The sequence below is a fragment of the Buttiauxella agrestis genome (genome assembly GCF_900446255.1).
Lineage (GTDB): Bacteria > Pseudomonadota > Gammaproteobacteria > Enterobacterales > Enterobacteriaceae > Buttiauxella > Buttiauxella agrestis.
In genome coordinates this window covers 165,581-191,495 of the sequence record NZ_UIGI01000001.1, presented here as the reverse complement: position 1 = coordinate 191,495, position 25,915 = coordinate 165,581, and the positions used below count along the sequence as shown (strand labels likewise).

The 25,915-nt window shown below is 44.5% G+C and carries 23 protein-coding genes; 4 read left to right on the top strand and 19 right to left on the bottom strand.

Translation table 11 applies throughout. The features are described 5' to 3' along the window. The first annotated feature begins 242 nt into the window (after positions 1-242). Entirely contained in the window at positions 243-1,067 is an 825-nt protein-coding gene (locus tag DY231_RS00885) for an AraC family transcriptional regulator (protein ID WP_115626944.1), read from the top strand. Between the two features lie 14 nt (positions 1,068-1,081). Here DY231_RS00885 and DY231_RS00880 read toward each other — a convergent pair whose 3' ends face one another. Both DY231_RS00880 and DY231_RS00875 read right to left on the bottom strand, forming a co-directional pair. Beyond that, positions 1,082-1,555, bottom strand: coding sequence for a YqeJ family protein (locus tag DY231_RS00880; protein WP_115626943.1), 474 nt, complete (start codon positions 1,553-1,555; stop codon positions 1,082-1,084). Beyond that, positions 1,545-2,351: a winged helix-turn-helix domain-containing protein gene (locus tag DY231_RS00875; protein WP_172588646.1), complete on the bottom strand. Its 807-nt coding sequence runs from the start codon at positions 2,349-2,351 to the stop codon at positions 1,545-1,547. Before DY231_RS00875 ends, DY231_RS00880 begins: the two co-directional genes overlap by 11 nt. A gap of 614 nt (positions 2,352-2,965) precedes the next feature. Between DY231_RS00875 and DY231_RS00870 the strand changes: the two genes are divergently transcribed. Together DY231_RS00870 and DY231_RS00865 are read left to right on the top strand one after the other, a co-directional pair. Next, on the top strand, positions 2,966-3,400 hold the full coding sequence (locus tag DY231_RS00870; RefSeq protein ID WP_305954876.1) for a winged helix-turn-helix domain-containing protein: 435 nt from the start codon (positions 2,966-2,968) through the stop codon (positions 3,398-3,400). A 242-nt stretch (positions 3,401-3,642) separates the two neighbouring features. Next, positions 3,643-5,577: a methyl-accepting chemotaxis protein gene (locus DY231_RS00865; protein WP_115626940.1), complete on the top strand. Its 1,935-nt coding sequence runs from the start codon at positions 3,643-3,645 to the stop codon at positions 5,575-5,577. 169 nt (positions 5,578-5,746) lie between these two features. Here the strand turns inward: DY231_RS00865 and DY231_RS00860 are convergent, their stop codons facing one another. The 17 genes from DY231_RS00860 to hypA all read right to left on the bottom strand — a co-directional run bounded on the left by DY231_RS00860 (position 5,747) and on the right by hypA (position 25,068). Then, positions 5,747-7,186, bottom strand: a complete 1,440-nt coding sequence (locus tag DY231_RS00860) for a capsule assembly Wzi family protein (protein WP_370511257.1) — start codon at positions 7,184-7,186, stop codon at positions 5,747-5,749. Between the two features lie 102 nt (positions 7,187-7,288). After that, positions 7,289-8,101 carry a glycosyltransferase gene (locus DY231_RS00855; protein WP_115626939.1) on the bottom strand — a complete coding sequence of 271 codons (813 nt, stop codon included), beginning with the start codon at positions 8,099-8,101 and terminating at the stop codon, positions 7,289-7,291. A gap of 63 nt (positions 8,102-8,164) precedes the next feature. Next, positions 8,165-9,217: a glycosyltransferase family 4 protein gene (locus DY231_RS00850; RefSeq protein ID WP_115626938.1), complete on the bottom strand. Its 1,053-nt coding sequence runs from the start codon at positions 9,215-9,217 to the stop codon at positions 8,165-8,167. Beyond that, entirely contained in the window at positions 9,210-10,127 is a 918-nt protein-coding gene (locus tag DY231_RS00845; protein ID WP_115631739.1) for a polysaccharide pyruvyl transferase family protein, read from the bottom strand. The genes DY231_RS00850 and DY231_RS00845 overlap by 8 nt, the downstream gene beginning before the upstream one ends. A 59-nt stretch (positions 10,128-10,186) precedes the next feature. Continuing rightward, positions 10,187-11,386, bottom strand: coding sequence for a hypothetical protein (locus tag DY231_RS00840; RefSeq protein WP_115626937.1), 1,200 nt, complete (start codon positions 11,384-11,386; stop codon positions 10,187-10,189). After that, positions 11,367-12,179: a hypothetical protein gene (locus DY231_RS00835; RefSeq protein WP_147295615.1), complete on the bottom strand. Its 813-nt coding sequence runs from the start codon at positions 12,177-12,179 to the stop codon at positions 11,367-11,369. The genes DY231_RS00840 and DY231_RS00835 overlap by 20 nt, the downstream gene beginning before the upstream one ends. A 500-nt stretch (positions 12,180-12,679) precedes the next feature. Continuing rightward, positions 12,680-14,830 (bottom strand): polysaccharide biosynthesis tyrosine autokinase, encoded by a 2,151-nt coding sequence (locus DY231_RS00830; protein ID WP_115626935.1) that lies wholly within the window; start codon positions 14,828-14,830, stop codon positions 12,680-12,682. Between the two features lie 23 nt (positions 14,831-14,853). Further along, complete coding sequence (locus tag DY231_RS00825; protein WP_115626934.1) at positions 14,854-15,288, bottom strand: arsenate reductase/protein-tyrosine-phosphatase family protein; 435 nt, start codon at positions 15,286-15,288, stop codon at positions 14,854-14,856. 2 nt (positions 15,289-15,290) lie between these two features. Next, the gene (locus DY231_RS00820) at positions 15,291-16,424 is read right to left on the bottom strand and encodes a polysaccharide export protein (protein ID WP_115626933.1); all 1,134 of its coding nucleotides are present in this window, start codon (positions 16,422-16,424) and stop codon (positions 15,291-15,293) included. A gap of 74 nt (positions 16,425-16,498) precedes the next feature. Then, positions 16,499-17,590, bottom strand: a complete 1,092-nt coding sequence (wecA, locus tag DY231_RS00815) for a UDP-N-acetylglucosamine--undecaprenyl-phosphate N-acetylglucosaminephosphotransferase (protein ID WP_115626932.1) — start codon at positions 17,588-17,590, stop codon at positions 16,499-16,501. 1,269 nt (positions 17,591-18,859) lie between these two features. Next, entirely contained in the window at positions 18,860-19,207 is a 348-nt protein-coding gene (gene yajD / locus DY231_RS00810) for an HNH nuclease YajD (RefSeq protein ID WP_064561273.1), read from the bottom strand. A 41-nt stretch (positions 19,208-19,248) separates the two neighbouring features. Continuing rightward, positions 19,249-21,333, bottom strand: coding sequence for a formate hydrogenlyase transcriptional activator FlhA (gene flhA / locus DY231_RS00805; protein ID WP_115626931.1), 2,085 nt, complete (start codon positions 21,331-21,333; stop codon positions 19,249-19,251). Positions 21,334-21,473: 140 nt separating this feature from the next. After that, a complete protein-coding gene (gene hypE / locus DY231_RS00800) occupies positions 21,474-22,484 on the bottom strand; it encodes a hydrogenase expression/formation protein HypE (RefSeq protein WP_115626930.1) in 1,011 nt (336 codons plus the stop codon). Continuing rightward, positions 22,481-23,602: a hydrogenase formation protein HypD gene (hypD, locus tag DY231_RS00795; protein WP_115631738.1), complete on the bottom strand. Its 1,122-nt coding sequence runs from the start codon at positions 23,600-23,602 to the stop codon at positions 22,481-22,483. The genes hypE and hypD overlap by 4 nt, the downstream gene beginning before the upstream one ends. Continuing rightward, the gene (locus tag DY231_RS00790; protein WP_034499454.1) at positions 23,602-23,862 is read right to left on the bottom strand and encodes a HypC/HybG/HupF family hydrogenase formation chaperone; all 261 of its coding nucleotides are present in this window, start codon (positions 23,860-23,862) and stop codon (positions 23,602-23,604) included. Before DY231_RS00790 ends, hypD begins: the two co-directional genes overlap by 1 nt. Beyond that, complete coding sequence (hypB, locus tag DY231_RS00785) at positions 23,853-24,716, bottom strand: hydrogenase nickel incorporation protein HypB (RefSeq protein ID WP_115626929.1); 864 nt, start codon at positions 24,714-24,716, stop codon at positions 23,853-23,855. The genes DY231_RS00790 and hypB overlap by 10 nt, the downstream gene beginning before the upstream one ends. After that, positions 24,709-25,068, bottom strand: a complete 360-nt coding sequence (hypA, locus tag DY231_RS00780; protein WP_115626928.1) for a hydrogenase maturation nickel metallochaperone HypA — start codon at positions 25,066-25,068, stop codon at positions 24,709-24,711. Before hypA ends, hypB begins: the two co-directional genes overlap by 8 nt. 307 nt (positions 25,069-25,375) lie before the next feature. Between hypA and hycA the strand changes: the two genes are divergently transcribed. Next, positions 25,376-25,831, top strand: coding sequence for a formate hydrogenlyase regulator HycA (hycA, locus tag DY231_RS00775; RefSeq protein WP_034499460.1), 456 nt, complete (start codon positions 25,376-25,378; stop codon positions 25,829-25,831). Positions 25,832-25,915 lie beyond the last annotated feature (84 nt).

Here is a 25,915-nt window from a genome sequence, read left to right as displayed (position 1 = left end):
AAGTAAGTGATTCGGGTAAGTGAACGCAGCCAACAAAGATGCGGCTTGAATTATGACGGGTATACCCCAATAAATTGACACTCAATCCATATACCAACAAGGCGATAGAAAAGTATAAAAAGATGACAATTCCGACCTGAGGATAAAACTGTGAAGGAGATCGCCAAACGCCTGCGACAAATCCACCGCCCGGTTTATTTTATCTACACTATGGCTGAGGAATGGATTTGAGGATTACGTAATTGTTTGATTTAAAAATATCTTTACCACTTCGCGTGCAAAACGGTGGTTTGTTTATTTCACGTGGTGTGGGCAGCCATCCACAGCGGGAACTGGACTCGTGGGAGCTGATTTTCGTTGAAAAAGGGACACTTACGATCAAAGAAGAGGACACGCTTTTCAGCGTTAAGGCGGGGGAAAGTTTATTGCTCTGGCCACATCGGAAACATGTCGGGGTGGGCAACTTCCCCGCTGATTTAAAATTTTACTGGCTGCATTTTGAACTCAATTCACATGGCGATAATCCATCAGACTACCCGGTTTCATTAATTTCTATGCCACAGCATGGGCAAGTGATTAATCCACAATATGTTATTTCTTTATTTCGCCAGTTTTTAAGCGAACAGGAAGCCATTAACCGTAGCGACTCGCTGGAGCTAATTTTATTGTTGATCATGCAGCAACTTTCAGTGGCGGCGAATGACAATCCCCAGGCCGACAACAGCGGCGTGGCGTTGGCGTATAAAGCCCAGCAGTTAATCCGTACACAATTTCATCTGCCGGTTTCGACGTCATCACTCGCCAGTCAATTACATTGCAATGCGGATTATCTTGGCCGTGTTTACCGGCAGACATTTGAATTAACCATCACCGAGGCTATTCACCGCCAGCGCGTACTCAGTGCAGAGAAAATGCTGATTAGTGATTCTTGTTCGTTAAGCGAAGTGGCGCAGCGCAGTGGGTTTCAGGATGTGGGCTATTTCAGGAAGGTGTTTCGTAAAACGATGGGATTGACGCCCGCGGCATGGAAGCGGCGCTATTGTAAAGTGCATATTAATTCGGATTAAATTTGGCTTAAGGTTCAATTCGTCTTTGTTAGCGTGCAATAAAACAGCGGGGTGCCATCGTAGCTAAACAAATAGCTCGATGCGTTTTCACGTTTAATTTCCAGGCTAATGCCTCGCTCACGGTACAAAAAGAAATCAGGTGTATAGGGGAAATAGTGGCTGAAAATATTCTCCATCCCGCTATTTTCTTTCGAGATCATGATGATTTTCTCCTCTTCGTGCCAGTATTTAAAGGTGAAATGGTTATTGGTATTCATCTCTGGCTTGCCTTCTTCGTGCAGTTGTCCGGATGCCGTATAAGTCCCGGCGCCCTCATTAAAGACAAAATGGGTAATCATCTCGTAGCTGATATTTTTACCAACAATGGTTGCGGTAGCATCACAAGAAAAGTGATCGCGTTTATATGCCTGATACCAGGCAAATATTAAAGGTAAAGCAATCAATAAAACGATCAGCACCCAACACGCCACCCTTTTGCTAGCTTTCATAGCGATCTTTCCTGAATATGTAAGATTGGCACTCAGCCGTGCTGTATGCAATTTTCCGGTCACATATCAATACGGATAAACCTTGCAGAGAACGATTGAGGGTTAAATAAGCAACCCCTCCCGATTTGCAAGTCAAAGAATAACGGCTACCCAGTGCACGAAAAGTTTGAGCACTTTTCTCTTCACCAGACCAGGAGGAATAAAGCAAACAACCATTGACCTGCCCGATGTAACTGTAATCGGAATAGAAAGATTCTCCCCCCGCGCGCTGCATATAAACGACGCCACAAGAAAGAATAAATGCGATGCCAGCCAGCAGATATGCCAAACGTGAATTAAAAAAGTCAGCAACGCGCGTTCTACGTTGTGGCAGTTCGTAAAGTGCCGTTTCGGCCGCTTTATTTACACCCGCTGGCGGTAACGAGATGACAGGTACTGGAACGATAAACTCATCGGCTGTTCCTTCACGAACAGTAGCCACCGATTTAAACCCCATCTTCGGGACGGTTTTTATAATATTTTCCGTAAGCCCGGCCGCATGAAGCCCTTTTCTGAGCGAGGCTATGCTTTGATAGAGCGCATTGGTGGTGACCACCGCCCCTTGCTTCTCCCATACCTGCTCAAAGAGAAACCGTTGGGTTAAGACCTGGTGATTGTGCCGCAGTAAAAGCAGTAAGCATTCACTTGCCGGAGTATGAATAACGACCCTGCTGCCAGGCAGCCCTTCGATTGGACGCAGACTGTGATCATTCGGGTCGAAAAGAAGCGTGTCATTGATCAAAAAGACGGTGTTCATCATTTTATCCTCGCCGAAATTTTAACCCTCAAAGCGGCTTCATTGAGTGAAACGTCGCAGCAAAAAACCTGATTCAGATTTTTTAATTTTATAATCAATAAATTACAATTTTATGTTACCAGCCTTCATCTCTATTACCGGATTTCTGACTAAGTATAATTCATAGAAAATCACTCCTCCTGCCGGACAAAATCGCTAAGCTAGTTCCATCTCGAAAACGCCCTCTGCCGTAATGACCTTAAAAATTTTAAGATTAATCGCAGATAACCGCACTGATGAAAGGAAATTAAATAGATTTCTAAAACAGACAATTAGTGGTCAAACCAGAGCAACATGCTACCAATGATAATTAATTTAGATTTTTATCTTGAGTCATGCACTCATAATGGTTTTCCGTATGTAAGCGATGTGATTTGCAAAAGAGTAGTTTTTTATTCCAAATAATCAGATGAAACAAGTTTTAAACTCCATGTATATCCGTAAGCTGGCCGTGATCTGCTCTGTTGCACCATATATTGTAAGTATTCACGGTAGTCATATAATCCTCCCTTATAAAGAGTAGGGCTTATAGGAAATGAACACGGGCAACGGTACAACAGTCGGATTTATTTTATATGAGCATGAAAGATATGGACTATCAATTGCATGGATTTATGATCGGCAAAGAAATCCATTTCGATATTGATAACGGAAGGATATACCGACTTCCAGCCAGTGGCACAGAGCGAAGCTTCATTTTTGGTTCGATATTTTTTAATGGAACCATGTTACAGCTATTTATTTATCTGTTATTACATGCGCGACATAAAAAAGTCACGAAAGACGAGTTACTTAAAAATGTATGGGAAGAAAACAACCTCATACCATCAACACAACGTTTATGGCAGGTGTTAAACAACCTCAATAAAAAACTACACCTGTTGGGATTGCCAGGCGATTTCATCCTAAACATGAAAGGCAGTGGTTATATAATTAATTATGTAGACGTAACACCCATTTATTACCGAATAAGTGATCTCAGCCTTACCTCTGGGAGAGAAAAGGAATAACACCATAAGGTCACACCTTGAGTAAGTGCGACCACGTAGGATGCATTTGCCCTGATTATGAAAATACTTAGGGCCTTTTTTTTATAAATACCTTCATTGGTGGTGGGTTCACGCGACCTCTCCGTTCGTTAATCCAGTGTTGATGAGGGTATTTATAAAAGCCCACACTTGTATTATTAGAATGATAGCAATTTTAAAAAACAACGCTCACCAAAGGCCTGGCCGCCATTAATGGATAAAACATGAGTATATTTAACGCTTTCTCAAATTTAAAAGTTAGCAAGAAGCTATACTTAGGCTTCGCAATTGTCTTTTTAGTCACCATTATTATTGTTATCTCGGCAATGATTGGCTTAAATGACATTCAGGACAAAATTAATAAAAGTGCAATAACCAGCGAGTTAAATAACGACCTGACCGTTGCGCGCTTAAGCCGTACCAATTATCAATATACCTACGATCTACAATATCTTGAACAGAATAACCATTCCCTGAATGGCATGATGGAGCAGATTGCTAAACTTAAGAAATTAAAATGGTCCCCGCAGGGACTCGCTGCGCTACTGAAAACTGAAAGTGCGGTGAATAATTATATGGCGAATACCGCACCGTTCATTAATGCTCTGAATCAAAAGAAGAGCATTGAAGATCATATGAATTCGCAGGATTTATATAAAAAATCGGTGCTGGCAGATAAATTGAGCCGCAACGATGCGCTGCCAGACGCGCAAAAAACCCTGGTATCACAGCTAGGATTTAGCTGGAACGACATCGACTCTTCGCTTAACGATTTCAAACTCAAACCAAGTGAGGGCTTAGAACAAACGATGCAGGCCCGCTTAACAGCCGGAACCGCTCTTGCACAACAGTTGTTACCTGTATTGTCAGCGGCAGATCAAAGCTGGGTGGCAAGAGGCGTGACTGAAATTCAGCGTTTTTCTGCCAATCTTTCCAGTTATCGCGAAGCCTGGAAGCTACAGAATTCCCTCTCAATCAAACTAACCAACAGCGCAGTGGAACTGACTCGCACAATTAACACCTTATATCTCCTCCAGCAGAAAGCGGCTGAAGACGTGGTGGTTAAAGCAGAACGTGAAATGGAGATTGTCGCCATTATTGGCATATTGCTTGGCATTCTCATTGCGTATGCAATGACTCGCTCCATCACCCGTCCGCTCAATGAAACCTTACTGGTTGCTGAACAAATCGCTAAAGGTGACCTTACCGGCACACTGGAAAGCCAGCGTCGCGATGAACCTGGTTTGTTGATGCAGGCCGTGGCGACGATGAATAACAACCTGAAAAATATTATTCAAAATGTGCGTGATGGCGTGGATAGCGTGGCCCGTTCGTCATCTGAAATTGCCGCCGGGAACATTGACTTATCTTCGCGTACCGAGCAGCAATCTGCCGCCGTGGTTGAAACCGCCGCCAGTATGGAAGAGCTGACCTCAACCGTGGCGCTCAATGCCGAAAACGCCCGACATGCGCGCCAACTTGCGGAAGCGGCCTCGCAAAAAGCCAATGAAGGTAGCCAGATTTCGAAGATGGTTATCGACACCATGAAAAACGTGCAGAACAGCTCGCACCGTATTTCTGAAATCACCACGGTGATTAATAGCATCGCCTTCCAGACCAATATCCTGGCGTTGAATGCGGCAGTGGAAGCGGCACGAGCAGGGGATCAAGGGAAAGGTTTTGCGGTAGTCGCTGGCGAAGTGCGCAACCTGGCGCAGCGCAGTGCGCAGTCGGCGAAAGAGATTGAAGCGCTAATTCATGAGTCGGCGTCGTATGTCGACTCGGGCTTCCGTCTGGTGGAAGGTGCAGGTGTGGCGATGGATAACATCGAAACTTCAGTCATCCAGGTGCGGGATATTATGAGTGAGATTGCCGCCGCCACGGATGAACAGAGCCGCGGTATTGCGCAGATTGCGCAGGCGATGGCAGAAATGGATACCACTACGCAGCAAAATGCGGCGTTGGTCGAAGAATCTTCCGCAGCAGCCAGTTCGTTAGAAGAACAAGCCGTGCAACTTGAGAAGGTGGTGTCGATATTTCGAGTGTCAAAAACGCAAGTCGATGAAACAGAAACTCGCCCAGCAGCCAACTACGTCATTGCTCAAGTGCCGAGCAAAAAATCCGCACCGAACAATAGAGATAATTGGGTAGAATTCTAAAGGCACTTTGCTTTTACCAACACCTGGCAATTTAAAAGGTGATAAACCGGTTTTGTAGGTTGGATAAGCGTTAGCGTCATCCACTATTTTCGCCAGTGGTGCCGGATGACGCCGTACTTATCCGACCTACGAAGCGGTTTATCCGCAGTACGGTAATTTAAGCACAATCTTACCAGTTGAACGGAATCTCCGCCCCGACGCCCACACCGGCGTCGTTATCACTGTGTTTTGCTTCGGTGTACCAGATGCCCATTTTCAGCCTCGCCGAGCGATAAACATCTCCGCTCCAGCCGAGTTGCAGCCCTGTCAGAGTATCTGACCGAGGGAAAGCCTGGTTAATATCCTTACTTTCAGGATTGACCCTGGCGTAAACCAAACGAGCACTCCAGCGCTGGCTGTCTTCAGTAGCCAGTTCCACCTTGCCTGCAAGTAGCCGCCCATCACCACCAATAGCATCACCCAATGGATATCCCTGCTGATAATAGCCATCGGTGTAAATATGATGGGTGTAGCTGGAACCCAAGCGCCCGAAGTTTCTGCGCGTATCATGAGCTTCCACATACCAGTTAATGGCATCTTTTCCGACTATATGATGGCCTTCTACGCCACCGAGGAAGAGATTTCCGCTAGGCATGAAACCTGCTTCGTCTTCTCCAATAATCTGACCATAAAAGTTGACTGGCCACCCAAGCGTGGGCTGAAGCTTCAATTTGAAATCAAAACCGGCCAACTGGTTGCCCGGTTCATTACCGGTACCGGTGTTATCTTGCCCGGTTATACCATCCATAAATGTACTGAATGACTTTGATCTACCATCTCCTCCCCACTGCATCATGCGCGACGCACCAAGTTCAAGTGATGACAGCGGGGCAAAAGTCACTCGTCCACCGGTGAGTAGCGTATGAGGGACCGCAGTGTATTGATTGAGTTCGCCTGCAGTCAGTTGATATTGCCATGGCCCAATCCAGTTCAACCACCAGGTTACGGGGGCAGTTTGTTCTGCACGCTGCATTAAAAATCCTGTGACCGGACGTGCTGCATCAGAACGAATAAGGCTGCCCTCATAGCCCGCTCCCCACCATTGTGGGATCTGCCCGAAAGCTAACCACTGATTAAAAAACTTCAATCCGGCATAAGAACTGTTGAGGTTGAAACGGGAACCATTGCTTATCTGCATGTCTGCTTCTGCGTTGCCCTGCAAATGCACGTCCCATTCTTCGCCGCCGAGATTCAACGCCAGCGAAAGATCTTGTCCGGCATAAACTGAATCGGCAAATTCCTGCGGTGTACCAGTCTCATGGCTAAATGAGTGAGCGGTGATTCGCGCGTTGGATTTCAGGGCTGCCAACCGATGATCGACTCGTTGTAAAACCACGCGCTCAGATGCATTTTGCGTTCGGGCATTTTTCAGCGCCCTTTCAACCTCATCCTGGCTAAGAGGCCAGGTGGAAAGACCGAGGTTGATAATTCCCCTTTCCGACAAAAAGGCCAGATCGTTGCGCAGCATTTCATCGGGTAAAAGTAATCCCGATGCATTTGTTGCGATGCTGATACTTAATAAGGTAATACTGACGGTGACACGAATAACATTATCTTTTAACGAACACACAGGATATCCTTTCTGGTATATTCAGAAACTCCATTAATGAACAAAGGGGCTTAACAGGAACGCTATCTATTAAATGATTATAATTAAAGAGAGGTTGTTAACTTATCTCGCCCATTTATAAGCAATACGTAAAAGGTGGGCTGGCATTAAATGAAATACGATGCGAGAATATATGAATAATATATTTCTTATTGAGGTTTGCTTTAACACCCACATATATTTACTTCTTAGCTTTATTTCACTCAACGCTTTGCTAAATCCTTTTCTGCGATGGACAGTATCCTCATCAAGCCGATAGTCCAGCAGTACGTCTTTAATATTGGCAAATCTAAAGCCGTTATGTAACAGGTAGAACCATAATGCCATGTCTTCAGTTAACGTAGTATCCACCGGATAACGGAAACCTTTCTCGAAAACTTTGCGGCGGAACATGACGGATGGATGAATAAAAGGGCATCTGATAATGCTGAACTTCAATAAATCATTATGGCAAAGAGGAAGATGCTTTTGGTCTAAAGCAAAATTAGCGCCAAATTCATGACAAGACGTCCCCAATACGTCAATATCACTACATGTTTTCATATAATTCATTTGTTTGAGGAGTCTATCAGGATGCGAAATATCATCACTATCCATACGAGCAATAAACTTATAGCCCCCCTCCAGACAACGCTCAATTAAATAATTTAACGCACTTGCCAGTCCTTTATTTTCATCAAATTCGAATATTTTGCATCGAGTGTTTTCAGAATAGCCATCAAGTACCGCCTGCAAGGCATCACTCACCTTACCATCCCGATAAATCAATATATCGCAATAAACATCTTGTGATAATAAACTTTCTATCGCAGCAGTGGCGTACTCAGGTGTATCATTTTTATATAAACTCATAATAACTGATATTTTATTCTTCATATTAGTCCATTCTCAATAGTAGAAAAAAATTAATCAAATTTATAGATGCCTACTATACGACGGTTATTTCATTAAAATCCCATAATAGGAATTCGCCATGACCTCTGAAGATAAGAAAAGATCAAAGTCACGCTTTATATCAAGCGGATTTAAAGTTAAGCAATGCTTTATCACATCGCTAAGGGACTTGGGATCGTTAATATCACAAATACAACCAAAACTCGGGCTTATTCCAATGATCTCTTTATGCGGTGGAATATCTGACAAAATGCAAGGAGTACCCATCGCCAATGCTTCTAATGCAGCCATAGGTAGACCTTCGAAAGCCGAAAAAGAAACAAAGATATGGTTCTGTGAAAGAAGTTCAGGAATATCATTTCTTTGCCCAAGATATATTGCGTTCTTGTCTTTTTTATTCAGGTTATTACTCTCACAACTTCCGACAATGCTTAGGACAACATTGTCGTGCTCTAACTGATTACAGCATTCGACTAACTCTTTCACTCTCTTTCTTTTATTCACTACACCAACATAAATCAACTTGACGGGCGAGTGTTCAACTGTAGAAGGAGTGTAATCAACAGAACGCACCCCATTTTTTATAGGTGTGCTTGTAAGATTATAATTTTGCTTTACATAGTCTGCGACGCTTTTTGAAACGGAAATTACATTTAATCGCCTCAATGCATATAAATGAAAGTTAATCATCAATCTCGATATCAACTTATCATATGTTAACTTATAGTCCGGTCCTATATAGTTATGCAAAATACAATAACATTTTGCTTTTATCTTATTGAGAACAAGCGATAAAGAAACGTCAGATCTTATCCCTTGTGAAACCACGACATCAATGTCATTAGTTTTTATGAATGAAACTATTTTTCTTGAAAGTTTCAAAAAATCATAAGAATCATTGTTAAATGACTCTACGTGACACCCCAATTTTATGAAATCCAAAGCGCGAGATTTATTCACATCCAAAGAAGATAAGGAAATTATTGAAATTGTGCTGCGGCAATCCTGAAATGCTTCACTACTAATAAGTTCATAAAGTTGATTTATTGGCCCTCCTCTTGTTAAAGAAGAGACCAAAAAAAGAATATTTTTATTCAAACTGAGATTTCCATAGCTCAATCGATTTAAGCGGCAAAGAAATATTAGCGCTATGTTCCTCGTTGAAAATACTCACATATTCGTCAACGCAAAGATCTCGTGAGATAACATACAGATTAAAGTCTTTTCTTTTTTCTTCTGCCCGGTTATCAACAGAAATAATAATACTTCTTCTTAATTTCTGTAAAGCTCGGATACCCGCGTGCAAACGTGTTCCAACATAATCTATAGACGGAACATTCTCTAAGACGTAATCGAAGTCGGAAAGGTTTGCTGGTACAACTTTAATACCATTAATTAAACAACCAAATGACTGGAAGTACTCATAATCCTGAGAGCCTTGCACCCAAAAGTAGACATCATCATATGATTTCTTTAACGCTTCAATCAGGATCAAATCTTTTGCATAATCTTTCCTATAATCAGTCAGCGTAAATATTACATCCTTAGATTTTTTAGGAACGATTTGTGCGCAGTGATCTTCTGTTAAATCCCACATTGTCGCACAGGCAGTATTGACAACATTCGTTATGCCGGCACTTTTCAAAAGCTTTTCGGTATATGAATCCCGGACAGAATGCATATGGGTGTTACTGAGAATGTGCCTCAATAAAAAAGAGGTGTAAGGACCAGGCTTATCCTGATAATTAGTCCAACCAACACCTAAAGTAATCACTTCTTTCATAAAGAAGGCGTTATAAAGATCAACATTCCATTGTCTGTGTAATAACATGGAGGAATTGAGACAATTAGTACCGCAAAGAATATTGATTGAGATTTCTTTTTGTCTTTTCATTCCCACACGAGTAATTCTTTCATGGGTAGGGAAATGCACTTTCTGTGACTGAGGGAAAATTTTTGAAATTTGTTTATATGCCGAATCCATGATGATGAAATCACCAATATTCATTGAACAAATACTTGTGTTCAAAATCCCTATTTTTGATGATGCGTTATCAAAAAACAATGTTATACACCTCGGTTAATATGTAAAAAATAGCCATACAATAAAGAACTTACAATCCCGTTAGCTAATATAATTAATGGCAATGAAAATGAGTTATCTATGCCTACATCCATATAAAATAAAACTACAATTATTACTGAAATAAGATTACAGAAAAATACAGATCGATGAAGCTTTTTAGCTTTAAGGTGGAATGAACTAAATTTAAAAATACCGCTAATGGATTGATACAAACACATAAGTAATATGATAGACAACTGATATTGATTGATGTCGAAAAATATAATATAGAACAAAATGACAAATAGAGTGCATACGAATGAAATAATCAACCCGTTTTTAAAATAACTTCTCCATAGGGAGATCAGTAGATTTGAATCTCCACTGTATATTATCCCTCTAATTTCAGGCATGAGCTTATTTTCTACTGCTGAAAAGTATATAGCTATTATTCCCGCCAGGCTCAATGCAAGCCTGGTAAACACCAACTGTTCATTATCAATTACTTTTTCAAGGTAAATAAAACTGCCTTGCGTAATAATCCAAAAACAAAGCATTGAGGCTGCCGACCATTTACCTATTGTCCAGTACTCAAGAAGTATTTTTTTAAGATCCTCCTCAAAAGGATATGAATGATAGTTTTTATTATTAATGAAAATTATTATCAAAGATATAAAGCTCATTATGAAGATGAGAGCTGAAAGATAATCTCCAGCTTCACGCACGCCACAAAAATACATCAGGCAATAACTCAGCGTTGAGACCAACAATAGTAACGCCGAAAGTATTGCTGAGATAAATTCCTTCTTAACAATATAGAGACTACGGCGCAAAAAATCATACAAAGGATAGCAAACTGATAAACCAAAAATTAACAGACCGTACCTCCAGTCTTGTTCACTATAGAACATGAATGAGGAGAGTAGTGTCGCTGATATAAAACTTATCAAAATCGTCAATTTTAAAGACAGTCTGTAATGATAACCTTGATTTTTTCTCTCTACACTAAAAACCCAAAATGGTGAAATTACTAGTGATACAATTACCACCAGACTAAAGGAAGAGTAAGAATTTATAATTATATATTTAGCTGCTTGGGAATTATCAAGAAATCGGGATGCAAAAAAAATCATTCCAACATTTAAAGCTGCGAAAGAAAACTGATCAATATATTTACAAAGCTTAATTAATTTGACTAACATTTTTCTCACGCACAGTTTTAGAAGGAATACTTGACATTTCATACATATACTTTGAGTACAATATACTGAACGCTATAAGGTAAAAGAACATCTGATTATGGAATGAGCCAATTGTCAAATCAGTCAATATGAACATTATTAGTAAAAAAACGTGTGATTTATTATAGGAGAATTTCTTTAAAACCATGAAATAAGTCATATATACAATTAATAAATAAACAATCCCAAATCTGTAAATGGTCAGCAAGAAACCACTGTCAAAAATAAAGCTAGTACTGCCCCCAACACCAAAGAATATCTGCGTTATGTTTAGCCCTGACATGAAATCAATAACTGAAATTCTATGCGTTACACCATAATCATCGCCATTAATAAAAAGCATAAAATAATCATTCATCCTTTCGTTATAGCTAATAAATATTAAGAAAGCGGCAATAATGATAAAAGAAGACATCAATGATATAAATATCTTTTTGAAGTTATAATTTATTATTGGTAGAACAATATTGTTTGAAACAAAAAAACCAATTAAGGTAATCTTACTGAAGCATAAAAGCAATGAGTAATAAACCAGCGACTTAAATCTGACACCAGGTGAACATAGATCAAACAAGTGGAATATTATGACAAAGTAAGTGGCCAATATTGTTGGCGAACCAATAAAACCAATTGGCCTAAATGTTACGTTTAAATGCGTTGATATTATATGTGCAACATCACCGCCATAATAGACGTTACTCATTGCATTATTAACCGCTATATTATAAAAAAATCCAGTTGCAAAACCTTGCATTCCAAGTTTCTGAAGTGTCGCCACACACAATTGCACTAATATACTGTAATATACAACTTTAAAGACAACCTTTTTATTTATACTCGTCCATAATGTGAAAGAGGAAAAAACAAACAGGAACATTTTCAAATGAATTATAGGAATTATAAGGTCTTTTAGTTCAAAAGAACCATAAATACTCCTTATAAGAATCAACATGAATCCAAATAAAAATGGAGTCATGAGTAAAAAGGGGGGTATTTGAATTTCTTTATGCTGCGTAAGTTTAAATAATGAGAACAGAAAAACTACACCCAGAATCAAATCTGACAGTAGAAACGGCATTCCAGAAAAGCGTATCACAGGCATGTATATAGAGATAACAAACATCAAGGAGTACAGTAAAGTAATCATATATAATTTAGTAACACATTTAACATTCCGGTTTTGTATAAAAACTAATTAGCGAAACCCCATTCACTAATTAGTTAATTACTGGTTATCTATCTACTATATTTCATTTAATTGCTTTGATATTGGGTATAGCTACCATACTCATAATAATTATGTGAGGTTTTTTCAACACCATTAAAAATTATGCCATTCACTGTTAGATTATTTTGAGCAAATCGTTTAGCTGAGACTTCTATTTCTTTCAGGGTGTTTTGCTGGAAACGGGCCACAAGCATAGTGGTCCCTGCATATTTCGCAGCTATACATGCATCACTAACCGCCAGGACTGGTGGTGTATCGACAATGACCAGATCATACTTACTCGCTGCCCACACCATTAAATGTTTAAAGTTGGCATTCATTAAAAGCTCAGAAGGATTCGGAGGTATTTGCCCTCTGGAGATAAAATCCAGATTCTCAATTTCTGTTTTCTTGATATTTACATCATAAGAGTCTTTACCAACCAAAATATCAGACAATCCTTTTTTCTCTGAGCAACCAAGAATATGATGAACCTGACCTTTACGTAAATCGGCATCAATCAGCAATACTTTTTTGTCCGACTGCGCGATCACTGCCGCAAGGTTACAACTTACAAATGTTTTGCCCGCTTCTGGAGTCGCGCCAGAAATGAGTAATATGTTATTTTCAGCTTGTAACATGGCAAAATGCAAACTGGTTCGAAGGCTTCTAAAAGCTTCAACAGAGAGATCTGTCGGATTATCTTTCGCCAACAAATTTACCGACCGTATTGTTTTTCTCTTATTTCTCCCCAGTTTCTGGTTTTTATCTTTCAACCATTTCGATGTTGGAATAGTTGCATAGACATTAAGCCCTAAGCCCTCAATCTGTTCGCTACTTTCAATTCCACTATGTAATAACTTACGAACGATGCAATAAACAACTGAAATAAACAAACCCAAAAGCATACCCACTAAAACAACAATAGGTTTTTTGGGTGCTACAGGCTTATGATCGGCGACGGCATTATCTATAATACGTACATTACCAACGGTACTGGCTTTATTAATGTTTAATTCTTGCTGCTTATTTAGCAACAGCATATACACTTCCTGCCCGGACTGCACATCCCGTGTTAGACTTAATATCTCCTGCTGTGTCTTTGGCATATTACTGATGCGAACATTTAATTTGTCACGTTCTTTAAGCAATAACGCTTTCTTTTCCAAAAGCGTTCTATAGGCAGGGTGATCACGAGTATAGAGTTTGGAAATTTCTGCCTCTTTAAAGGTAAGTTCGTTTATCTGTGTTTCTAGCGAGACAGTGTTATCAAGTACAGATTTCGCTTCTAACGATAAATCCACCGACTCATTTTTCTGACGATACAAGTTCAAACTATTTTCTGCATCGTCTAATTTTGAACGAATTAATGGCAATTGTTCCTTGAGGAAATCAAGACTTCTTGCGGCCTCTTCTGATTTGCGGCCGACGTTTTGTTGTAGATAGTTATTACTGATGCTGTTTAATATATCTGTTGCTTGCTTAACACTCTCTTCTTTAAACGTTAATTGCAACATGCCACTATCTTTGCTCATGTCAGTTACAGAGAAATTATCTAGCAAATTATTAATAGCTGTTAGCTTTGCAAGCTTGGTCACTACAAAAGTAGTATCTGCTTTTGCTGAAATATCGCTGACTAACAAGCTAATACCATTCTTCTCTAGTAATTCACCTGTTTTGCCTTGTAGAGTTAGATCATTTATAGAAATGCTGTACTCATTTGGCGACAATACAGTAAGGGTGAATGGAGTATCCAATAATTCATCTGGAACCGTTAATCGTGAAATAGCTATCCTTCCATCAGGATAACCAAGCAGACGAGACAGACCTTTGCCGAAAAGTGGGAAATGCCTTTGCTTAATCACTGTGTCCAGGGCCAGATCATCAACTGTTTGCCCGATAACTAAACGAGACTGCAGTAAACCTATTTCTGTCTGCGACTCCGGTTTCCCGTCCGGAATAATTTCTGAAAGTTTGCTCAACACATTTCCTCCAGCCGTTTGTTCCACCTGGACCAATGCGCTGGCACTATATATCGGCGTGGCTAACAAGGCATAAGTAATACTTAGCACAGTAAATAGAGTGGTGATTATTGTAATCTTCCACTTATTATCGCGCAGCACACCTATCAGATCAGATAAATTAATATCTTCAGTTTTATTATTGTTTTTATTAAAACTAGAGGTTACTTCAGACATTTAGCGACATCTCTTTACGGTATCTATTTCTTTAATGCCAGAACCCAACGCGCGGTGCTTTGAGCCAGCTGTGTATAAACCAGTTGGTACATTTCTCGGCTTTTTTTGTAGGGGTCACCAATTTCAAGCTGGTTCTGCCAGTGGCCCATTAACATGGTTTTGCCACTCGCTTCCGGGTAGTTTTTTTTTATGCGCTCAAGATGGGATTTTTCCATCACCAGAATCAGGTCATATTGCATCGCAAGCTCTGAAGAGAATGCCTGGGCGCAATGTCCATCAAGCAATAAGCCATTTTCCGCAGCAACTTGTGCCGCTATTGGGTTGGCACCTTCACCAACCAGCGCACCTAATCCAGCAGAATCAATCTTTATAGCCGGCAGAGCTTTTCGTAATAATCGCTCCCCGGTTGGGGAGCGGCAGATATTGCCGATGCAAACCACTAATATTGAATCAAACATAATTACCAGTTCTTAATCATGCGGACGGTTTCAGTCATATCGTTAACCCCTGTAATTGTTGGGACTAACTGACCCAGCACGCGATTCCAGCGAGTAATTGGTGCGGTGGTGACATACACGATGTCATAAGGTTGCAGTTTGAATTCAGTGCCCATCACCAACGCTGTCGCATCGGAAACATCCAACTGATAGACGTTGGCAATTTTGCCGCTATTTTCTTTTGCGCGTGTCGAGCGAATAACGAAAATACCCGTCGCATCGGATGTCATCTGGTCGATGCCTTCCGCATTACCCAGCGCTTCGGTCAGTGTCATACCGCTGCGGTCCATTCTGAGCGTGGTTTGCTTTTTCACTTCTCCCATCACGAACACTTTCAGGTCATCGTTACGTGGTACATAAAGAATGTCGCCGTTGTACATCAGGCGGTTTTGTTGAAGATCCCCATTTTTCATCAGCGCCTGCAGGGAAATTCGCTCATCTTTACCGTTGTGGGTCAGCACCGCGTTATTCCAGTCGGCGTTTTCCCCCAGGCCACCGGCCTGATTGATCGCATCCATGATGGTTAGAGGCACATTAGAAATAGACAACTGGCCGGAGTGGGCGACTTCACCCGTCACATAGGCTTTTTGGGAACGGAATGCGGCAACACTGATGTCGATTTGCGGAGTTTCAATGTAAGCCGCCAGTTTGTTGGTCAGCTCCTCGCGCAACTGGGCGAGTGTACGGCCCACCACTTTTACCTTGCCTGCGTACGGGTAGAAGATCGTGCCGTCGGATTGCACCCAGTTACCGGTGTCGGAAGCACTGCGATACTGGCCCGCTGGCGTCGTCAGTTCCGGGTGATCCCACACTGTGACCATCAGCACATCGCCTACGCCAATTCGGTATTGGTAATCCTGAACTTCGCTTTCTAACTGCGGGTTAGTCCGTGCCACTACAGGTGCGGCAGCGAGTGACTCAATCAATTTTGGCGTCACGCGATAGACATTGACTTTGTCATTGATATTCACAGTGTCGTCTTTATTGACGATGGTTTTACCGTAGGTCGTGAGGTTGCTGCCAGGCACAATCGTACAGCCACTGAGTAAAACAGCTGAAATCAAAAGCGGAACAGCTGCTAATTTTACAGTCATCATGTTGGTCACTTACTTCATCAAAGAGTGTAAAACCCAGACACGCTGGGGTCTACGCCAGGAAAATAGAGGGGGGATTAACGATTACTGGCAGTGAACGTTGCGGTTCCTGGCCGGCTAAATTGCGCTCTCATATCTGGGTTAAGGGATTGCAGCCGATTGTTCGCTAATATGTAGCTGATAAATACCCCAAAGAAGAACACTAAGGAGAGCCATTCAGGCGTCCCTAAAATGGAAAGCACAATGCCGAAACCTGCAATAGTGGCCGTGAGGATCGTCATAACTAATACTGTCTGGCGAGACGTTAGCCCGCTGCGCAGTAGGATGTGGTGCAAGTGATCGCGATCCGGGTGGAACGGGCTGTGTCCACGGCGTACTCGGCGAATCATGATGGCAACCATGTCCATCAACGGCAGAGCTATCAGCCACAATGCAATAACCGGCGCCATTTCGGCGTTCTCACCCTGGCTACTCAGCATTACGAGCCACAACACGGTAAAACCAATCACCATGCTGCCTGCATCACCCATAAATACTTTCAGCCGTTTGCTGCCGATTAACCCCATGTTGAGCATCAAATAGGGGATTAAGGCGACTATCATTAACAGACACCACATTGCGCGTATTTCTGAACCGGCCAGAAGGAAGACCACCATCAGCGCGGCAAAGGTTGCACCCGCCACCGAACCGAGTAATCCATCAATGCCATCAATCATGTTGTAGGCATTGATTGCCGCCCAGGTCGCGAACAGCGTGACCAAATAGCCCACCGGTCCTAACACCAGTTCGAAAGACCCCAGCACATGCCCAAACGTGTGTAGATACAGGCCATCAATCATCAAAATAATGGCGGACATGGCCTGAATAACCACGCGCGGCACGACGGGAAGGTCAAAGCGATCGTCAGCAATGCCTACCAGCAACAATAAAGAGATGCTGAGTAGGTAAGTCAGGAAATGCGCTTCGCTGAGAGGCAGCGTTTCAGGCATGAAGATGTAAAACATCGCAATTGCGCAATAGAAAGAGATGCCACCCACCAGAGGAACTTCACCTTTGTGCTGTTTACGCCCGCCAGGTTTATCGACCAGACCACACATCAAGGCCACCATGCGAGCAATAAGGAGAGCAATCATCGCTGTTATAAACATGATGAAAATATCTTTACTCATGATGGTAATACCTTATTTATCTTTAACAACGCTACCGCCCATGGCGAAAGCGAATATATCCACTTGCCATACAAAAAATCCATTTCACATATTCGCGAGCAGCACTACCCATGTAACATCATTAATGTATGGAATAGTGGAGTCGGACGAATCATATGGCATTGTTTTTATCATCGCAAAAAGACATGTTTTTTATTTTCATTCATACTCGATAAGTTTCGTAGCGTTATTAGTTTTTTAAAGTAAAATTAAATAGCATTAAAAACAACAAGATATGAAAAATCACACTATAATCAAAAGCTAAGTTTAATTTAATTAATTACTACTAAGATATTTGAAATTATTGATTTATTACTGATTTTCATGTTAATCAGGATTTATTTGCGGGGTGTTTTTGTTTATTAACCAGAAGGAAATACACTCTTTAATAATGTTTTCATCGTGATGATTCATTTTATTTAATTAATAATTTATTAAATTTCATTTATATCGATATTGAAAATAATGCCATATATAATAAATATCGTTCGAGGATGATACGGGTGAATATTGAGTTAAAAGTGCTGACTGTTAACTGACTTTAAACCCAACATCGTGTGCAAGAAGTGCTTTTCTTGATCTTTCATGCGGCCAATGAATGCTCCAGGAATTTTCTGATACAGCAGAATGTGAAGTGTATTTCTCTTCCATAAAAACGGTGAAATCCAGTTGTAACATCCCGTTTAAAGAAATACAGTAACAAGCTGAAAAATAATGATTTTTATCGATAAGGTCGTGCATTTTTCTGGTCCGAGATATTTCTATTCGGTAATGCCCAAAGTCTGCGAAGGTTTTTAGGGGATTTTGGGTGGGCATTTTGGCGTTTCGGGTAAAAGCAAAAACCCTATCTTCAGCGCCTCCGGCTGCCGTCAGAAGGAAATACCACAAAATCCGCGGCGGAATTTAGGCGCTGAAAAGGGCAGAAGGCACTGTTTATAAGGTTAAAAAGTAATAGCTATATTGGCGTATTGGGTGTTTTTTATTCCGCTGGCACAAATGACGTGCCGAATTTTTGCGGAATCAGAATGATTTCTGAGCGCTGAATTTCAAGCGGTGATCAATCATGCAGTGAGGTTGGAATTTGAAAAACTGCGAAAATTCCGTAAACGCCCCGAGATAATTCCGAAAGACCTGAAATGGAGAGCTACAAGGGGAAATCAAAGAGTTAAGACGGTAAAAGGTGAGTAACGGTGAGTTACCCACCTGAATGCATTGAAAGGCGGTGCCCAACTACTTCTTCTTGTTGAGCATGGATTTTAAGTCGGCAAATGGGTTGTAGGTCGCTTCTCCCACATCCTTCTGCGCGTCTTCGCCCGCAACCACCGTCGAACCGTACTGGTCAGCTTCGGTGTATTTTGAGTGCTCGTGATCGTGACAATACAGACACAAAAGCTCCCAGTTACTGCCGTCTTCCGGGTTGTTGGTATGGTCGTGGTCCATGTGGTGTACGGTGAGTTCGCGCAAATTAGAATACACAAACTCACGCGAGCAGCGTCCGCATACCCACGGGAACAACTTCAGCGCTTTCTCTCGGTAGCCGCTTTCCAGCCGCGTGTAGTTTTTTGGGATCAGAGCCATAATCGCTATTACCTGGTAAAAAATGTAGGGTTATAACTAGTTTATATTCCCTCTTTATCAATCCCCAAACGTTTCATGCGAGAAAGCAGCGTGGTGCGCTTTAATCCCAGGCGTTGCGCGGCACCCCGGGGGCCAGCCACCACACCGTTAGTTTCTTTAAGCACGCGCATAATTCTTTGGGCTTCATCCTCGCCTTCGCGAATCTCTTCGCTCGCCACCAACTGCATCGGTTTTTCTTCCGGCACGCAGTAGTCCATTTCCGGCAAGGAAAGATGCAGCACATTGCCGCGAGTCAGCAGCACCGCGCGTTCAATCACGTTTTCCAGCTCACGCACGTTACCCGGCCAGTCCATACGGCTGAGAGCGCGCAACGTTTCTGCCGGAATACTGTCGATATTGCGGTTCATGCGATGGGCGATTTTAAAGGTGAAGGATTTCACCAGCAGCGGGATATCTTCCGGGCGCTCACGCAGCGGCGGCAACATAATCGGGAAGACATTCAGACGGTAATAGAGGTCACTGCGGAACTCGCGATCCAGCACCATCTCTTTAAGATTACGGTTGGTCGCAGCAATTAAACGCACATCCACTTGCTGAACTTTGTTGCTCCCGAGGCGTTCAAATTCTTGTTCCTGAAGCACGCGCAACAGTTTGGGTTGCAGCTCCAGCGGCATATCGCCGACTTCATCAAGAAACAGCGAGCTTTTATCCGCCAGTTCAAAACGGCCGATACGCTGAGTGTTAGCACCTGTAAAGGCCCCGCGTTCATGGCCGAACAAGTCGCTTTCCAGCAATCCGGCAGGCATCGCCGCACAGTTAATTTTCACCATCCGGCGGCTGTTACGCTCGCTCAGATTGTGAATCGCGCGGGCAATCAGCTCCTTGCCCGTTCCTGTTTCACCGAGGATCAGCACCGTACTGTCGCTTTTCGCGACCATCTCAACCTGTTTGAGCACATTCGACATCACGTCGCTGCGGCCAATAATCTCGCCGAAATCGCTGGCGACATTATTGATTTGCTCGGTCAGATACAGATTTTCGTCCACCAGGTTTTCTTTCAGACGATTGATTTCCTGGTACGCCAGCGCGTTATCCACCGCAATCGCAATGCGTTCTGCAATCTGCCGTAGCAGCTTGAGGTTTTGTGGGGTGAATACGCCCGCCTCGCATTGCGCCAGTTTCAACACGCCCAGCATGTTATTGCCGAAAGTCAGCGGCAACAGGCACAGCGTTTGAATTTGGTTGCCCCACATCTCGAACAACATGCGTTCGTACGGCGCAAGTTGATCGCCGTGATGCAAATTCAACAGCAGCATTTCGCCGCTTTTAAATACCCGCTCGGAAAGCGTGCCCGCCAGAGCGACATCACTGTGATCATGGATTGGCGATTGCTCTTCCACAAAGTGGGTGGAATAGATATTGAGGCGGTCTTTGCGGTTGGTCCGCAGGACGATACTGATGGAATCGATTGAGAAATAGTGGTGAATCTCACGGGCGATTTCGCTGATCAATTCGTCGAGATCGAGCTTAGAAAGCACGGCGTTAGTGACCGCCACCAGAATACGGAAATCGTCGCGTTCGCGGCAAAGCTGCTGATAACCCAGGTTTGAGTCGAGGCGGCTTTGAATTTGTTCCGCCACCAGCGCGACAACCTGTGCCATGGTGTGTAAGCGGTTAAGTTCTTTATCTGTCCATTCAGCGTCGTTATTGCGAATAAACTCGCAGCCACCAAAAATTTTACCTTCGGCAGCCAATGGCAACAGGCAATAACGACCAAACGGCGCGTATAGCTCGAGATTCAGTACCTGCGGCCAGGTATCACTAAATTCTTCATGGGTGCAAATCAGCGCTTCCGGGCGTGAGAGCACGCGCCGCACCGGGCCATTTGCCAACACCATTTCATCTTCGTAATGCCATTCCTTGCCATGCTTATCCGTGCCAAAAAAGGACACACGCTGATGCAGCGGATGATAAAGCAGAATATTCACTCTGTCCGCCAGCGCACCTTGCTTTGCCATTTGCGTCAGGCAGTTAGCAAGCGCCGGGAGATCAGGTTGCTGCAACAGGGTGCGCGTTATATCAAATAGACCCTGTTGCCCGAGATCGCTCATCGGTGTGTATGGCATTGTGCTTATCCAATTGGTGGTGCGGAGGGGGTGGATGACGCTGGCGCTTATCCACCCTACAAAATCTAAACGCCCAGCGATTTGTCATATAAATAGCGCTTAAGTGTAGCCAGGACAGCACACTGCGTTTATGGCTCAGGTCAACAAATACGCGGGAGTGGCTCTGAATGCGGCAAATCCAGCGTCCGTTTAACGCCATATAATCCGGCGACCCGAACACCTTTGCGCTCAACCACTTCACCGATAATAGCGGCATCTTGCCCCAATGGATTTGCCTGTAAAGCGGCAAGAACACTTTCTGCGGCGTTCCTCGCAACCGCAATCACCAGTTTGCCTTCATTGGCAAAGTTAAGGGCATCGAGTCCGAGCAATTCGCACACGCCTCGTACCGCAGGATTTAACGGCAGCTGGCTTTCAGCGACTTCCATTCCACATCCGCTGGATGCGGCAAACTCATGTAATACGGCATTCACGCCACCGCGCGTGGCATCGCGCAGCGCTTTTACACCGGGGATATTCACCAGCGGCGCAATTAACGGTGCCAGCACAGCACAATCGCTGATTAACGCCCCTTCCAGCCCCAGTGATTCGCGCAGGTTGAGGATTGTCGCTCCGTGATCGCCCAGCGTTCCGCTAACAATAAGCACGTCGCCTGCGCTAATTTGCTGCGCACCCCAGCTCAAACCTGCCGGAATCGCGCCAATGCCCGCGGTATTGATAAACAGTTTATCCGCCGCCCCGCGCTGCACAACTTTGGTATCGCCCGTCACCACCGCGATGCCCGCGGCTTTTGCCGTAGCCGCCATACTGCTGACCACGCGCTCCAGCGTTTCAAGAGGTAAACCTTCCTCAAGAATGAACCCGCACGATAACCAGCGAGGTGTGGCTCCGCTAACGGCAACATCGTTGGCGGTTCCGCAAACCGCGAGTTTGCCGATATCACCACCGGGGAAAAACAGCGGGTCGATCACGTAACTGTCGGTTGAAAAGGCTAAACGATCGCCGCTGGCCGTGAGTTCAGCCAACGGTAAACGCGCCTGATCTTCCTGCTCTGCCAGCCACGGATTATCAAACGCTTGTACGAACAAGTCAGCTACCAACTTTTGCATTGCCTGGCCGCCACTGCCGTGGGCGAGTTCGATAGTTTTCATGCTTCACACTCCTGGCTGCGATATTGATACCAGGCGGCGCAGGCTCCTTCGGAAGAGACCATCAGCGCGCCAAACGCATTTTGTGGATTGCAGGCTTTGCCAAACATCGGACACTGATGCGGCTTGCAACGCCCGGTGAGCACATCGCCGCAGCGGGCGAGCGGGTCGTCGTAAACCTGCTGCGGCGCGGGTTTGAAATGATCCTCCGCATCGAACTGGCGATAGTCATCGGTCAGTTGCACACCAGAATCACTGATGGTGCCAAGTCCGCGCCATTCAGCATCACCACACACGGTAAACACCTCTGAAATCGCCTGCTGGGCAAGATTATTGCCCGCATCGGGCACCACTCGTTTGTACTGGTTTTCCACTTTGCTGTGCTGATGAATTTTTTGCTCCACCAGCATCACCACGCCCTGCAATAAATCCAGCGGCTCAAAACCAGCCACTACGAGCGGGCGCTGATGCTGCGTCGCGATAAAATTATAGGCAGCCGTGCCAATCACCATGCTGACATGACCGGGGGCAAGGAACGCGTCAATGCCGTTATCCGGCTGCTCAAGCAAGCTGCGCAACGTTGGAATCAAAGTAATGTGCTGGCAGAAAAAGTAAAAATTAGTGACGCCCTGCGCCTTCGCCTGTTGCAGCGTGATGGCTGTCGTCGGCATGGTGGTTTCAAAACCCAGACCAAAGAAAACGACTTTTTTGTCCGGATTCGCACTTGCCAAAGCGAGCGCATCCATTGGCGAATACACCACGCGCACATCCGCACCGCGTGCTTTGGCTTGCATCAGTGACCCATTTTTACCCGGCACCCGCATCGCGTCGCCAAAGGTGCAAAAAATCACGTCCGCATGGCTGGCGATTTCGATACAAGCGTCGATGCGCCCCATCGGCAACACGCACACCGGGCAACCCGGGCCGTGGATAAACTCGATATTTTCCGGCAGCAGCTGGTCGAGGCCAAACTTGAAGATGGCGTGTGTATGCCCGCCGCAGACTTCCATAATGCGCAGCGGACGTTGTGCGGTGTACGGCAGTTTAGGCGCGCGTTCACGCAGCACATCAATAAGCTGCATGACTTTTTCAGGAGCGCGATATTCGTCTACGAAATGCATCATCCGCGTTCTTCCCCAAACAGCAGGCCACCGACGTCAGGTTCCACTTCAAACATATTCTGTAGCGCGTCGAGCGTGTCACGAGCTTCAGCTTCATCAATAATGGCCATCGCAAACCCGACGTGAACCAGCACCCATTGACCGATTTGCGCATCGCCCACCAGCATCAGATTGACGTCTCGCTTGATGCCACAGACATCGACTTTGGCGCTACCGTCTGGCAAACGCTCAACGATTTGGCCCGGAATGCCTATGCACATCGTTCAACCTCCAGCCAGTTCAACCACTCTTCCATGCCTTCACCGCTGGTCGCAGAAACCAGAATGATTTCAATATCCGGGTTCACCTGACGGGCGTAATCGAGGCATTTATCGACGTCGAACTGTAAGTACGGCAGCAGATCGATTTTGTTGAGCAGCATGAGGGAGGCCGCAGCAAACATATGCGGGTATTTCAGTGGCTTGTCTTCGCCTTCGGTAACAGAAAGCACCGCCACTTTATGACGCTCGCCGAGATCAAAACTCGCCGGGCAGACCAGATTGCCGACGTTTTCGATAAACAGAATGCCGTCGCGTTCAAGCGGCAGGCGCTGCATGGCATCGCGAATCATCTGCGCATCAAGGTGGCAACCTTTGCCGGTGTTCACCTGAATCGCTGGCGTGCCGGTGGCGCGAATACGCGCGGCATCGTTCACGGTTTGCTGATCGCCTTCAATTACCGCGCAAGGCACACGCCCAATCAGGCGTTTCAGGCTTTCGGTCAGCAGCGTGGTTTTACCGGAGCCTGGACTTGAAACCAGGTTCAGCACCAGTTGTTGCTGTTTCGCGAACTGTTCGCGGTTATACACGGCGAGCTGGTTATTTTTATCCAGCACGTTAAGTTCGATTTCCAGCATCCGGCGTTGCGTCATGCCCGGCGCGTGAGTGCCTGCGGCACCGTGTCCATAATGCAGATCGCCCTGTTCATCGGCGGTAGGGGCAAATTTAACCCCGGTGATTTGCATTGTTGCTCGCGCGGCTGGCGCGAAAGGTGCGCTACGGAAACCCGAATGCGGATTGCGCTCGTCGCCTTCTATATACAAGTTGCCTTCAGCGCAACCACAAGTACTACACATGATTTGTCTCCTCGACTTCCAGACGTTTAATCCGCACGCCATCATCCGCCACGATGCGTAAATTGCTGCCTTCGCAAAGCGGGCAGCGCCGCACCAGTTGCGTTAGCAAAGTGATGTGCTGTTCACAGTCGTAGCACCAGCATTCCGCTTCTTGCTGATGAATATAAAGCTGACAGCCTTCGGCTAATGTGTCGCGGCACACTAATTCGAAACAGAACTCCAGCGCGCTTTGCTCAACGCATGAGAAAGCGCCCACTTCGAGCCAGACACCGGTGACGCGAGTGGCGCCGTGTTGGCGGGCTTGAGCTTCGATGAGTTCCAGTGCGCGTTGGCAGAGGGTGATTTCGTGCATATGACCTCCGGGGATATCTGGGGGAGGTAATGCAAGGATGGTGCCAGGAATTTGGCAAGGGGGATGTCTTCCAAGGTATGGAGGTTTTCCGTTCACCGTTCGCAGATCTATGTGGGAACGGTGAACGGAAAACAACGAGGCTGGCATATCCCATGGCGACATTCCCCCGTCAAACATGACGAAATGACATGTCATTACTGTGGCTATTTGCTGACAATTAATACAAAACCCAATAATTTCAATTAAATAAAATATTGGCACGAAACGTGCTCTGTAGACGCATCAGCAAAAACAGAGCGATTTAAAAATGAACATTTGGGAACTGAGCGAAAAAGCCGAATACATTGCCGACAAGCACCAGCGCTTGCTTACGCAGTGGCAACATTACTGCAATAGCTTGATTCAGGGCATTACCCTTTCTAAAGCGAAGCTGCATCACGCCGTCGGGTGCAATCCAGATGATTCCCTGCGCTTCTTCTTATTTGACCATTTCGTCATTCACGTACGCCTGGCTGAAGGCTTCAACAGCCACACCATTGAGTACTACGTTGAGAAACGTAACGGCGAAGACAGAGTATTGATTGCTAAAGCAATGCTCGATGACGAAGGCCGCGTAGACAACAGCATCAGCAACCGTAACCGTGAAAGCGTTCTTGAGCATTACCTCGAAAAAATCCATCCGGTATACGAAAGCCTGTACAGCGCAGTTAACACCGATACACCGGTATCGATGGGTCAACTGCAACAAAGCGCTCAGGTCTGATAGCCATGTTGGGTGTCGAAAACTGTCGAAACGGCAGCCGTCGGCACAGTTTCGTCAAAAATGATGATGTGATCTAAGGAAGAC

What these genes read in the sequence shown, in the direction of transcription:
- DY231_RS00880 (WP_115626943.1), bottom strand. Translation starts at nt 1,555, where the DNA reads ATGAAAGCTAGCAAAAGGGTGGCGTGTTGGGTGCTGATCGTTTTATTG.
- DY231_RS00875 (WP_172588646.1), bottom strand. Translation starts at nt 2,351, where the DNA reads ATGAACACCGTCTTTTTGATCAATGACACGCTTCTTTTCGACCCGAAT.
- DY231_RS00870 (WP_305954876.1), top strand. Translation starts at nt 2,966, where the DNA reads ATGAGCATGAAAGATATGGACTATCAATTGCATGGATTTATGATCGGC.
- DY231_RS00865 (WP_115626940.1), top strand. Translation starts at nt 3,643, where the DNA reads ATGAGTATATTTAACGCTTTCTCAAATTTAAAAGTTAGCAAGAAGCTA.
- DY231_RS00855 (WP_115626939.1), bottom strand. Translation starts at nt 8,101, where the DNA reads ATGAAGAATAAAATATCAGTTATTATGAGTTTATATAAAAATGATACA.
- DY231_RS00845 (WP_115631739.1), bottom strand. Translation starts at nt 10,127, where the DNA reads ATGAATATTGGTGATTTCATCATCATGGATTCGGCATATAAACAAATT.
- DY231_RS00840 (WP_115626937.1), bottom strand. Translation starts at nt 11,386, where the DNA reads ATGTTAGTCAAATTAATTAAGCTTTGTAAATATATTGATCAGTTTTCT.
- DY231_RS00835 (WP_147295615.1), bottom strand. Translation starts at nt 12,179, where the DNA reads ATGCAAGGTTTTGCAACTGGATTTTTTTATAATATAGCGGTTAATAAT.
- DY231_RS00830 (WP_115626935.1), bottom strand. Translation starts at nt 14,830, where the DNA reads ATGTCTGAAGTAACCTCTAGTTTTAATAAAAACAATAATAAAACTGAA.
- DY231_RS00825 (WP_115626934.1), bottom strand. Translation starts at nt 15,288, where the DNA reads ATGTTTGATTCAATATTAGTGGTTTGCATCGGCAATATCTGCCGCTCC.
- DY231_RS00820 (WP_115626933.1), bottom strand. Translation starts at nt 16,424, where the DNA reads ATGATGACTGTAAAATTAGCAGCTGTTCCGCTTTTGATTTCAGCTGTT.
- wecA (WP_115626932.1), bottom strand. Translation starts at nt 17,590, where the DNA reads ATGAGTAAAGATATTTTCATCATGTTTATAACAGCGATGATTGCTCTC.
- yajD (WP_064561273.1), bottom strand. Translation starts at nt 19,207, where the DNA reads ATGGCTCTGATCCCAAAAAACTACACGCGGCTGGAAAGCGGCTACCGA.
- flhA (WP_115626931.1), bottom strand. Translation starts at nt 21,333, where the DNA reads ATGCCATACACACCGATGAGCGATCTCGGGCAACAGGGTCTATTTGAT.
- hypE (WP_115626930.1), bottom strand. Translation starts at nt 22,484, where the DNA reads ATGAAAACTATCGAACTCGCCCACGGCAGTGGCGGCCAGGCAATGCAA.
- hypD (WP_115631738.1), bottom strand. Translation starts at nt 23,602, where the DNA reads ATGCATTTCGTAGACGAATATCGCGCTCCTGAAAAAGTCATGCAGCTT.
- DY231_RS00790 (WP_034499454.1), bottom strand. Translation starts at nt 23,862, where the DNA reads ATGTGCATAGGCATTCCGGGCCAAATCGTTGAGCGTTTGCCAGACGGT.
- hypB (WP_115626929.1), bottom strand. Translation starts at nt 24,716, where the DNA reads ATGTGTAGTACTTGTGGTTGCGCTGAAGGCAACTTGTATATAGAAGGC.
- hypA (WP_115626928.1), bottom strand. Translation starts at nt 25,068, where the DNA reads ATGCACGAAATCACCCTCTGCCAACGCGCACTGGAACTCATCGAAGCT.
- hycA (WP_034499460.1), top strand. Translation starts at nt 25,376, where the DNA reads ATGAACATTTGGGAACTGAGCGAAAAAGCCGAATACATTGCCGACAAG.